General features: G+C 55.5%; 8 protein-coding genes and 1 pseudogene. 7 read left to right on the top strand and 2 right to left on the bottom strand.

What is annotated here, in order from left to right:
* Both ACNKIB_RS13495 and ACNKIB_RS13490 read right to left on the bottom strand, forming a co-directional pair.
* Positions 1-178: transposase (locus tag ACNKIB_RS13495; protein WP_417911092.1), on the bottom strand; the 178-nt coding region annotated here is incomplete at its 3' end.
* Positions 179-198: 20 nt separating this feature from the next.
* A complete protein-coding gene (locus ACNKIB_RS13490; protein ID WP_417911091.1) occupies positions 199-666 on the bottom strand; it encodes a hypothetical protein in 468 nt (155 codons plus the stop codon).
* Positions 667-770: 104 nt separating this feature from the next.
* Between ACNKIB_RS13490 and ACNKIB_RS13485 the strand changes: the two are divergent.
* From ACNKIB_RS13485 to ACNKIB_RS13455, 7 genes and pseudogenes are all read left to right on the top strand, one after another.
* A pseudogene (locus tag ACNKIB_RS13485) lies at positions 771-860 on the top strand (3-isopropylmalate dehydratase small subunit); the annotation flags it as partial.
* Between the two features lie 137 nt (positions 861-997).
* On the top strand, positions 998-1984 hold the full coding sequence (gene bioB, locus ACNKIB_RS13480; RefSeq protein ID WP_417911090.1) for a biotin synthase BioB: 987 nt from the start codon (positions 998-1000) through the stop codon (positions 1982-1984).
* On the top strand, positions 1971-2828 hold the full coding sequence (locus ACNKIB_RS13475) for an SAM hydrolase/SAM-dependent halogenase family protein (RefSeq protein ID WP_417911089.1): 858 nt from the start codon (positions 1971-1973) through the stop codon (positions 2826-2828). The genes bioB and ACNKIB_RS13475 overlap by 14 nt, the downstream gene beginning before the upstream one ends.
* Positions 2825-4870, top strand: coding sequence for a penicillin-binding protein 1C (pbpC, locus tag ACNKIB_RS13470; RefSeq protein ID WP_417911088.1), 2046 nt, complete (start codon positions 2825-2827; stop codon positions 4868-4870). The genes ACNKIB_RS13475 and pbpC overlap by 4 nt, the downstream gene beginning before the upstream one ends.
* A 564-nt stretch (positions 4871-5434) precedes the next feature.
* Positions 5435-6349, top strand: coding sequence for an endonuclease (locus ACNKIB_RS13465; RefSeq protein WP_417911087.1), 915 nt, complete (start codon positions 5435-5437; stop codon positions 6347-6349).
* A gap of 75 nt (positions 6350-6424) precedes the next feature.
* Positions 6425-7717, top strand: a complete 1293-nt coding sequence (locus ACNKIB_RS13460) for an MFS transporter (protein WP_417911086.1) — start codon at positions 6425-6427, stop codon at positions 7715-7717.
* Between the two features lie 183 nt (positions 7718-7900).
* Entirely contained in the window at positions 7901-10525 is a 2625-nt protein-coding gene (locus ACNKIB_RS13455; protein ID WP_417911085.1) for an AMP-binding protein, read from the top strand.
* Positions 10526-10532 lie beyond the last annotated feature (7 nt).

Genomic DNA, 10532 nt, shown 5'->3' with positions numbered 1-10532 from the left:
GAATAAGCCGCCCTGCAAACGCGGCATCCTGATGCTCTCGGTGCTTCTCCACCCAGCCCTTCAAGACTCCAAAGGTGATGCTGAGGCTTCGTTCAACCTCGCGAATACCAACTCCCTCTTCAACAACCATGCGCACGGCTTTTCGCTTGAAATCGGAATCGTACCTGCGATAGCCCATAAACACACCTCCTGTTCCTGTCAGGGTAATTGGTGTGTCCGGTAAAGTGAAGATAGCTCAAGCAACGCCTTCCTGCCTGCGAGGGCATCTTCCACGGCAATCTCAAGGCTCGGCTTTGCCTCAATGCCGAACGCCTTGGCAATGCGTTGCAGGGCTTGTTCTATTCTGGGATGTTCGTAGAATCTGTGGAGGATGATGCCGTCCGGGAAACGGGCTGACTCCAGCCGCGACACCGCCTGCGCCGCCAACGCGCTCTTGCCCATGCCACCCGGCCCGCATACCGCAACGACCTTGCCGGGATACAGTTTATCAAGCAGCCAGTCACACTCCCTGTCGCGGCCAAGGAAGCAGGTATCGAGGGAAGGGGGAAAGTGGGGGATGGGAGGCGGCGCAGGCGGCAGGCTGTTGTAGTAGTTGTTCTGCTGACCGATGGAGTGATCACCCTGCGCAATGTTCTGATCACCGCCCTTGCTGTTGAACTGGTTCATGACTCCTCCTCCTTCTGAATTTATGGTGCAAAAACAGAAGGCACTATGGTACTCTGCGTTTTCTGACAGAACAAGGGGAAAAGGGGCTGAAGCAATTCGGCGGCCACGCGGTCTGGGCCTTGGAAGTCAACGGCATCAATGTGGTGATCGGCGAGAGCTTCGCCCGCATCTTCCGCCAGAACATGTTCCTATGTAGCTCTACCAACTGAATGCGCATTCCTTTCCCAGAGGGATTGTACTTCCTTTAGGAAAGGGATTAGAATACCTTTCACCTAGCTTTTCTCCTCTCCCCTGCCAAGGATCAAATATGCCACCTCGTGGAGGATAGATTATGGCCGATTTGCTCAGAGATACCTTCAGTATGATCACTGAGGGCACGGTACTCAGCCGGGAAACCGCCTTGCTGCTTGCCCGCTACCCTGATCAGCCTAAGCTTTGGTCTGCGGCTGACCGCCTACGCCGACGCTTTCTCGGGGATCATTTCCACCTCTGTTCGATCATCAACGCGCGCAGTGGCGGCTGCACTGAGGATTGCCGTTTCTGTGCCCAGTCAGCTCACCATGCTACAGCTAACGTACCAGAGTACAGCATGATCGACTACGAGGAGGCTATGCGTATTGCTCGGAGTAATGAAGCGCATGGCGTACATCGGATCTCGCTCGTGACCAGTGGTCGTGCTGTTGATACGCGGGCCTTGAATCAGTTCAGTGCCCTTTATAGTGAAATCCAGCGAGAAACCACTATGCAACTCTGTGCCTCCATGGGGTTGCTGGAGCAGAAGCACGCCGAGCAACTGAAGGCGATGAACGTAAGCCGTTACCACTGCAACCTGGAAACCAATGCCCGCCGCTTTCCAGAGGTTTGCACTACCCATACCTGGCAGGAAAAGGTCGCCACCCTTAAGGTCGCCGCAGCAGCAGGTCTGTCTGTCTGCTCTGGTGGTATTATTGGCATGGGTGAGACTATGGAAGATCGGATTGATCTGGCCTTAGAACTGCGACAGCTCGGCATCGTTGGTTCCATTCCCATTAATATCCTTACGCCGTTACCAGGGACACCTTTAGGGCACCTAACACCCCTGCCTCTTGAGGAAGTATTAACTACCATAGCCCTGTTCCGCTTCCTGCATCCCACAGCGGTGATTCGCATTGCTGGTGGCCGTCAGCAATTTGGGAGTAATCAATACCGCTGCTTTGCTGCTGGGGCGAACGGGGCCATAGTCGGTGACTATCTGACCACCACTGGGTCGCAGATTGAGGAGGATTTAGCACGGCTGCGGGAGATGGACTTTATTGTTAGATGGAATGGCCCCAACTGAGATCACTGTGTTCCAAGCCAATAACCTCGTCACCCTGCTTACTGATTTCGGCCTGGACGATCCCTATGTCGGCCAGCTTAAGGGTGCTATGCTCTGCCGAAATCCAACGGTACGGATCCTTGACCTCTGTCATAGTCTGCCAGTCCAAGATATTCTCGCTGCTGCCCGGACCCTTCATGCCAGTTATTCCTACTTCCCCCCTGGTAGCATTCATCTGACCATTGTCGATCCAGGGGTGGGCAGTCAGAGACGACTGTTGGCTGCCCGCTCTGACGCGCAGCTGTTTATTGCCCCGGACAACGGTATACTCTCACTGCTCCTCAGAGAGCAGGTAATTAAGAGCGTTCGCCTGCTGGGAAATCCGTCCCTCTTTGCTCAGAACATTAGTCCAACCTTTCATGGTAGGGATATTATGGCCCCTGCGGCTGCGGCCTTGGCAGGCGGCTTTCCTTATAAGGATATCGGACGACAAATGGAGATGGCTTCTTGTCTCCAGTTACCTTTGCCCAGACCAACCTTTACAGCAAGTCATATTAAGGGACAGGTTGTCCAGATTGATCACTTCGGTAATCTCCAGACCAATATTACCCGGGCAGATGTGGAATGGCTTGTTCACTCAGGTAATGTTACGGTGGGTATCCGAGACCAGAAGGTAAGCCTGGGCCGAATTTATGCGGAAGCTGATCCGGGTTGTCTGCTGGCCTTGATTGACAGTGCAGGGTATTTGGAACTGGCCGTGAACCAGGGTAGTGCAGCCAAGTTTCTTGGTTGCGCAGTGGGTGAACCAGTACTAGTCTCGTGCATAGGCTGGAGTAAAGGATACCCGAAGAGCACCTCTGCATGAAGCTCAAGAGCCTTGCAATCCTGATCGCTGCTGCGGTCAGTATGGGATGCGGTGCGCTGTTCTTCCTGCTTATCCCCTCGCTGGCAGACAAGTTGCCAGTCCCCTGTTCAACCCAAGTGCTTGACCGCCAGGGTAGGCTACTCCATCTCTTCACCACCAGCAAGGGCAGCTACTGGCGATTGCCTGCCCAGCTTGAGCGCATAGACCATGAGTTCATCCGTCTCCTCCTAGCTTGCGAAGACCGGCGCTTCTGGTCGCATCATGGCGTTGATCCTTTAGCCCTGGGCCGCGCCTTGGTACAGTTGCTTGGCCAGGGCAAGATTGTCTCTGGTGCCTCAACCATTACGATGCAGACCGCGCGTTTGCTTCAGCCGCATCCTCGCACTGTTGTTGGTAAGCTGGTGGAAATGGCCCAAGCCCTGCGCTTGGAATGGTATCTGAGTAAGCAGGAGATCCTCGAAACCTATCTCACCTTAGCTCCTTATGGCGGGAATATTGAAGGGATTGAGGCTGCCTGCCGCTTCTATTTTCAGAAAGGCCCGGCGCAACTCACGCCTTCTGAGGCGGCATTGCTGATCAGCCTGCCTCAGTCACCAGAAAGGCGGCGGCCTGATCGTCATACTGCGCAGGCAGTCCTAGCTCGGAACCGAGTGCTGGCCCGCCTGGTTGAGAACGGCCTGCTGAGTGCGGAACAAGCAGCCCTAGCACGGTTACAGCCGGTTCCCAACAAACGGTACTCCAGGCCATTCCTTGCCCCACATCTCAGCCGTCAGCTCCATGCTGCCGACCCTGAGCAGAAGCTGATTATCACCTCCCTAGATCGCCCACTCCAGGAGAAGCTGGAAGCTATTGCGACCCAAGCCCAGCAGCGGTTACGTGAAGAGGGCAAAAGAACATTGGCCCTGCTGGCGGTTGATAACCGCAGCCGCCAGGTAGTAGCCCATGTCGGTTCAGGCGATTACAGGATCAGTAGCCTCGATCTTACTAAGGCCCGACGGTCTCCAGGCTCGGCACTCAAGCCCTTTATCTATGGCTTGGCCTTTGAGCAGGGTATCCTTCACCCTGAAACCCTGATCCTCGACCGCCCAGAGCGGTTTGGGAGTTATGGCCCAGATAACTTTGACCGCACCCACCACGGTTGGGTCTCGGTACGCGAGGCCCTGCAACGGTCGTTGAACCTGCCTGCGGTCCAGGTATTGGAGCGGGTTGGCCCACAGCAGCTGCTGACTCGCTTTGCCTATGTTGGGATCTTCATGGGCCGTAATCCAGAAGAGCAAGGGTTATCCTTAGCCTTGGGCGGCACCGCCGTCAATCTGCGCGATCTGCTCACCCTCTATGCTGCTCTGGCTGATAGAGGACAGTGCCGCCCGATTTCCTTTCAGCCGAGCAGCTCTCCCTCTAGCGCGAACAAGCTCCTCTCTTCAGCCGCAGCCTGGCAAGTCGATGATATCCTCCGGGCCATGCCCTTAACCGCTGGCTCCACAGCAGTGAGTAGAAGTGGCATCCGCTATAAGACTGGCACCTCCTATGGCTTCCGGGATGCGTGGGCCTTAGGCTATACTCGACAGCATACTGTCGGCGTTTGGGTAGGGCGGCCTGATGGTGGTTACGGTAAGCGCACCACTGGTGCAGAGCTGGCTGTGCCTGTGCTGCTCCAAGCCTTTGCTGCCTTACCTGCGCCAGCAGGAGAGAGTACAGAAGGCCCGCCCGCTGGCGTAAGGCGGCTGAGTCACAGCCAGTTACCACCGCATCTCCAGTACTTCACCCGCTCGGCAGAGCCAGGTCAGCAGGCAAAGCCCCGCATCTATTTCCCTGTCGATAGCAGCAGTCTTGATCTAGGCAGTAATCCTGTCCTTGTCCTCAAAGCCTATGGCGGTACTCCACCCTTTCATTGGCTGATCAATGGTCAGCCTCTAGGCCGTGAGCAGCAGAATGCCATTGCCTCATGCGCTCCACCAGGGCCAGGCTTACATGAGATCGTCCTGGTGGATAGCCGTGGTCAGCGAGACAGGGTTTCGGTATGGGTGGAGCAAGGTAACTAAGGCGAGAATGCAGGCTAAAAAGCAGATGCGCCCTTTGCAAGCCCAGGACAGATCGAGTAGTATTCTCTTATCCGCTGCTGCGGCAGCGTACTTGTTTCTTACTCGCTGATAAAGGAGTTGGGCCGAGTACCTCATGGAGGTATTGACTTTCCCGCAATATACATTAGGGTTCAGTCTCAGTATGTATCAGGGGTTGGTCTCAATACTGATTGAGGGTTGGCAACAGTATGTACTGTTGGTTGGCAACAGTACTGTTAGTTGATTGGCAACAGTATGTACTGTTGGTTGGCAACAGTACTGTTAGTTGATTGGCAACAGTACTGTTAGATGATTGGCCTCAATATGGATTGGGATTTAACAGGAAAGAAGTTGAGCCAAGCCGAACGCTTCTTATGCCGAGTAGAGCTGGGCCATCATACAATGATTCCCTTACCCTGCGCCAGGTTGTCCATCTCGTAGGGGCGAACCCCTGTGTTCGCCCTGGAATGAGAAGGGCAGATTATCAGCGTGATCGCCAGGTGCGATCATTAACGCCTAACCGTATCTACTAGGAGAAACCCTATTATGGCCGCCCGGAAGAAGAACGCCCCTCCGTTGAAGAAACTCGTTACCGTGCTCGTCATAGCTGCTGCGGCGGGCTTCTTGGTCTTCACTGGCAGTGCGCCAGCTTTACTCCGGGAGCACATTCCAGCATCGCTGCGCTCTCTCTTGTATCCTGAAGACAAGGGTGCGCCTAAACCGAGTAAGAGCAAAACTACGCCTACAGATAAAGCTGTTGACCTGCCCAGGACTGAGGGGAATACCCAAATCACGTCCTTTGATAAAGCCAAAAACCTGCTGGAGAAGATGTATATCTCTGCCCAGCACTTCACCACCTTCTATTGCGGCAGTACCTTTGATGAGGACTTCAAGCTCGATCATAGCAAGAGCGGTTTTCATTTCCGTAAGAATGAAGCCAGGGCTAATCGTATCGAATGGGAGCATATCGTGGCCGCAGAGTCCTTTGGCCAGAGTTTCCCTGAATGGCGCGATGGGCATCCTGACTGTGTCGATAGCAAGGGCAAGGCCTACAAGGGACGGAAATGCGCGGCCAAGGCCAGTCCGCAGTTTGAGCTGATGGAAGCAGATATGTACAACCTCGTACCGGCAATTGGCGAGGTCAATGGCGATCGGAGTAACTACAGCTTCGGGATGCTTGAGGGAGAGAAGCGCGAGTACGGGGCCTGTAACATGGAGATCGAGGATCAGAAGGCCGAGCCGCCCGATGATAAGTTCGGTGACATAGCCAGAACATATATGTACATGGAAGCGGCTTACGGGCGCGGTGTGATTGCGGAGAAGAACATCAAACTCTTCGAAGCATGGAACAAGCTGGATCCGGTTGATAAGTGGGAGTGCAAGCGTGCCCGGCTGATCGAGAAACTCCAAGGCAACAAGAACATGATCTTAGAAAAGGCCTGCAAGCAGGCAGGACTGTGAGCATGGAGACCACTGTGCTGCCTGATGCCATCCGCTCATCAACACCAACCCACGTTCTCCCTACCGGTGACAGACATGGACAACAAGCCTGATTACGACCGCAAGAAGGTCATCTCCTGGGCCTTGTATGACTGGGCCAACTCCGCCTTTGCGACCACGGTGATGGCCGGTTTCTTTCCGGTCTTCTTCAAGCAATACTGGAGCGCAGGTAGCTCTGCCGTGGAGAGCACCTTCCGGCTAGGCGCAGCCAACTCCATTTCCAGCCTGCTTATCGTGGTTGCCGCTCCAGTGCTGGGGGCCATCGCCGATCGGGGCAGCGCGAAGAAACGCTTCCTGTTCTTCTTCTCCTTCCTTGGTATTGTGATGACCGCCGCGCTGTATCTGGTCAGCAAGGGCGACTGGCAGTTGGCCGCCTGCCTCTATGTGCTCGCGACAATCGGCTTCTCTGGTGGTAACATCTTCTACGACGCGCTTTTGGTTGATGTGGCCGGGCCAAGGAAGGTAGATCTCGTCTCCGCTTTGGGCTTTGCCTTCGGCTATCTGGGCGGTGGCATCCTCTTCGCCTTCAACATCTTCATGACACAGCAGCCGCAGCTCTTCGGCCTCACCGACGCGGCAGAGGCGGTGCGCTGGTCATATGTGGTCGTCGCTCTCTGGTGGGCGGTCTTCTCGCTGCCGGTACTGCTCTTTGTGGATGAAGCTCAAGGCCAGCAAGAGCGGCCCGGCTTGGGCATGGTCACGGATGGCTTCAGGCAGCTGGCCCGCTCCTTTGCAGAGATCCGCAAGCTGAAGGAGGTGCTGCTGTTCCTCGCAGGCTACTGGCTGTACATCGATGCTCTGGACACCATTGTCCGCATGGCAGTGGATTACGGCATGGCCATAGGCTTGAAGCCGACCGGTTTGATGACTGCGCTGCTGATCACTCAGTTTGTTGGCTTTCCAGCGGCCATCGCCTTTGGCAAGCTCGGTGAGCGGCTGGGCGCGAAGACTGGCATCCTGATCGGCATAGGGGTGTACATCCTGATCACGTTCTGGGCCTACTTCATGCGGCAGCAGAGCGAATTCTACATCCTCGCTGTGGGCATCGGCCTAGTACAGGGCGGTGTGCAATCCCTCAGTCGCTCCCTCTACACCCGTATCATCCCGCAGAACAAGGCCGCAGAGTTCTTCGGCTTCTACAACATGCTCGGCAAGTTCGCCGCCGTCATCGGCCCGCTGCTGATGGGCTGGGTGGGTGTGATCTCAGGCGACCCGCGCACGGGCATCCTGTCCCTGATTGCGCTGTTCATCATCGGAGCCGGGCTGCTCTTCTATGTCGATGTGGCGCAAGGAATGCGGATGGCCCAGGAGCTGGAGCAGAATCATTGAGGTGGACAGCCCCACTCCAAGAGGCCAGCGTTTTTGCCGCTGTTCAGCTTGATCACGGCGTTCCTACCTGGTGCGAAGGCGCGATTGACATTGCGCCAGAGAAACTGTGTCAGGACGGTGTGCTAGAAGACTGTGCTGACGGAGATCAACCACTCTGTTCCCACTTTTCCTTGAGGACATACAATGAAGATCCTGCTTAATCTCCTCTTTGCCCTCTTACTTCGTCTCCGTTACCGCATCCGCGTGGAGGGTATGGCTGCCATCAAGCAGAAGAGCCGCGACGATCATCGCCCGATTCTCTTCCTGCCCAATCATCAGGCCTTGATTGATCCGGTGATCATCATGAGCCTGCTTTATAACCGCTATGCCCCGCGCCCGCTGGCCGATGCCGACCAAACGTCCCATCCTCTGTTTCGCTGGTTGATGGACGAAATGCGGGTGATCCGCATCCCTGACCTGAATACCAGTGGCCAACAGGTCAAGGAGCAGGTTTATGCAGGCTTGGAGGAAATCATTGCCTCCTTGAAGCGAGGTGACAACGTCCTTCTTTATCCCTCAGGCCGGATTAGCCGAGGCCAGCTTGAGGTGATTGGCGGCAACAGCGGTGCGGTCTCAATTATTCATGCGGTGCCAGAAGTGCGCATCGTCTTGCTGCGCGTTCGCGGCCTGTGGGGTAGTCATTACAGCCGGGCGCGGGGCATTCCCGCGCTGTTGAAGGATGTGGGCAAGCTGACCTTGGCTGTGCTTGCCAACGGGATCTTCTTCATGCCTCGGCGGAAGGTGGTAATTGAGCTGGTCGAGCCAGATAAATTCCCGCGCCGGGCAGAAAAGAAGGAGCTGAACCGCTGGTTGGAGGAGTTCTACAATCGCCATCCTGACCGGAACACCGAAGTGCCGCTCTATTGGTGGCAAGGTTACAGCCCGATCTACCACGATGAAGCGCAGCCAGAATTTGCCGAAACAGACCTAGCCAAAATCCCTGCGTCCACGCACAAACTGGTTCTGGATAAACTGCAAGAGCTGGCTGGGGCAGCCATAGTTCATGAACAGGATAGTTTAGCCGCTGATCTTGGCTTAGACAGCTTAGTGCTGGCAGAGTTTGGCGCATGGCTTCAGCAGGAATTTGGGGTGGCAGCGGATAATCTCGAAGCCCTGAAGACGGTCGCGGATTGCATCCTGGCCGCAGGCGGAATCATGCCGACCTTAGCTGGGGTAGAGCTGAAACCAGTTTCCGCGCAATGGTTCAAGACTGTGCAGCAAAGGCCCCTGATCTTCCCGGAAGGCGCAACCATTGCGGAACTGTTTCTCCAGCAAGCAAAGCAAGCTCCTGATCAGGTGATTCTGTCTGATCAACTCAGGGGCGATAAAACCTGGCGGCAGTTGATTATGTCGATCTACGCGCTGCTGCCAGAAATCGAACAATTGCCTGGCAAGCGCGTCGGAATCATGCTCCCAGGCTCAGTGAGCGCGGTTATCACCTGGCTGACCGTCGTGTTCAGCGGCAAGGAGCCAGTAATGGTCAACTGGACGAGCGGTGTCGCCAATATGCAGCACTCGCTCAACGTAGTTGGCGCAAGTCAGGTGATCACGGCCAAGGCGTTGACCAGTAAGCTGACTGGCCAAGGCATCGATTTAGAGCAAGTAGGCGTGCAGTGGCTTTATTTAGAGGAAATGGCCGCGAATATCACCCCGAAACGCAAGCTCAGTGCCTTGCTGAAAAGCTATTTTTCCTGGCAGCAGCTCCGCGAAGCCAAGATTGCCAACAACGCCGCTATTCTGTTTACCTCTGGTTCTGAGGCGCGACCCAAAGCAGTGCCGCTGACGCACAGCAATTTCTTATCCAATCTCCGCGACTTTGCCCAGGTGCTGTCCTTGACCTCAAATGACCGGCTCTTAGGCATCCTGCCGATCTTTCATTCGCTGGGGTTGGCTGGCACCGTGATTCTGCCGCTCTGTTCTGGCCTGCGCACGGTCTATTGGCCCAATCCGACGGAAGGCGCAATGTTAGCGCGCATGACCGGGGCCTACGAGGCCACGACCTTAATTACTACGCCGACCTTTTTACAGGGAATGCTGCGGGCTGGTAAGCCAGAATTGCTGCAATCCTTGCGGCTGATTGGCTCTGGCGCGGAAAAGTGCCCAGAGCATGTCTTTACGGCCCTGCGCGAGAAGTGTCCACGGGCCGTCATCTGCGAAGGATATGGGGTTACTGAGTGTTCGCCGATGGTGTCGATCAATAATGCGCTTGCTGATCCTTGGCCAGGCTCAATTGGCAAGGTTCTGCCGTCCATGCAGTATGTTCTTCTCAATGTAGAAACCGGCCAGCCGGTAGAACCGGGCAAAAATGGCCGCTTGCTGGTGCGCGGGCCGAATGTCTTTGCCGGTTATCTTGGGGAAGCTAAGTCGCCGTTTGTCCAATTTAGGGGTGAGTCTTGGTATGATACCGGCGATCTGGTTTATGAACAGAATGGGGTGCTATTTTTTGCTGGACGGCTGAAGCGTTTTGTCAAACTGGGCGGGGAAATGATTTCTCTACCGGCTATTGAGCAGGTTTTGGAGACCCATTATCCAGCTGGAGACGGGCCAGTGCTGGCTGTGGCGGTTGCTGGTGAGGAACAGCACCCTGAATTGGTGCTGATGACGACCTTGGTTATTGACCGGCAAGAGGTCAACCAAGTGATTCGGGCCGCTGGCCTGTCGCCGCTGCATAATATCCGCGCGGTGCTGCGGGTAGAAGCCATTCCGCTGCTTGGCAGTGGCAAGACAGACTATACCAAGATCAACAAAATGGTGCGAGAAGCCTCTTAACGGTGCC

This window comes from Candidatus Electronema sp. PJ, assembly GCF_048287395.1.
In the GTDB taxonomy this organism is placed as follows: Bacteria; Desulfobacterota; Desulfobulbia; order Desulfobulbales; family Desulfobulbaceae; genus Electronema.
Note: the sequence above shows the minus strand (reverse complement) of the source record. Positions and strands in the feature narration are given on the sequence as shown.

Bases quoted from the DNA above. Each gene is read 5' to 3' on its own strand.
- ACNKIB_RS13490 (WP_417911091.1), bottom strand. From the start codon at position 666: ATGAACCAGTTCAACAGCAAGGGCGGTGATCAGAACATTGCGCAGGGT.
- ACNKIB_RS13475 (WP_417911089.1), top strand. From the start codon at position 1,971: ATGGCCCCAACTGAGATCACTGTGTTCCAAGCCAATAACCTCGTCACC.
- ACNKIB_RS13465 (WP_417911087.1), top strand. From the start codon at position 5,435: ATGGCCGCCCGGAAGAAGAACGCCCCTCCGTTGAAGAAACTCGTTACC.
- pbpC (WP_417911088.1), top strand. From the start codon at position 2,825: ATGAAGCTCAAGAGCCTTGCAATCCTGATCGCTGCTGCGGTCAGTATG.
- ACNKIB_RS13460 (WP_417911086.1), top strand. From the start codon at position 6,425: ATGGACAACAAGCCTGATTACGACCGCAAGAAGGTCATCTCCTGGGCC.
- ACNKIB_RS13455 (WP_417911085.1), top strand. From the start codon at position 7,901: ATGAAGATCCTGCTTAATCTCCTCTTTGCCCTCTTACTTCGTCTCCGT.
- bioB (WP_417911090.1), top strand. From the start codon at position 998: ATGGCCGATTTGCTCAGAGATACCTTCAGTATGATCACTGAGGGCACG.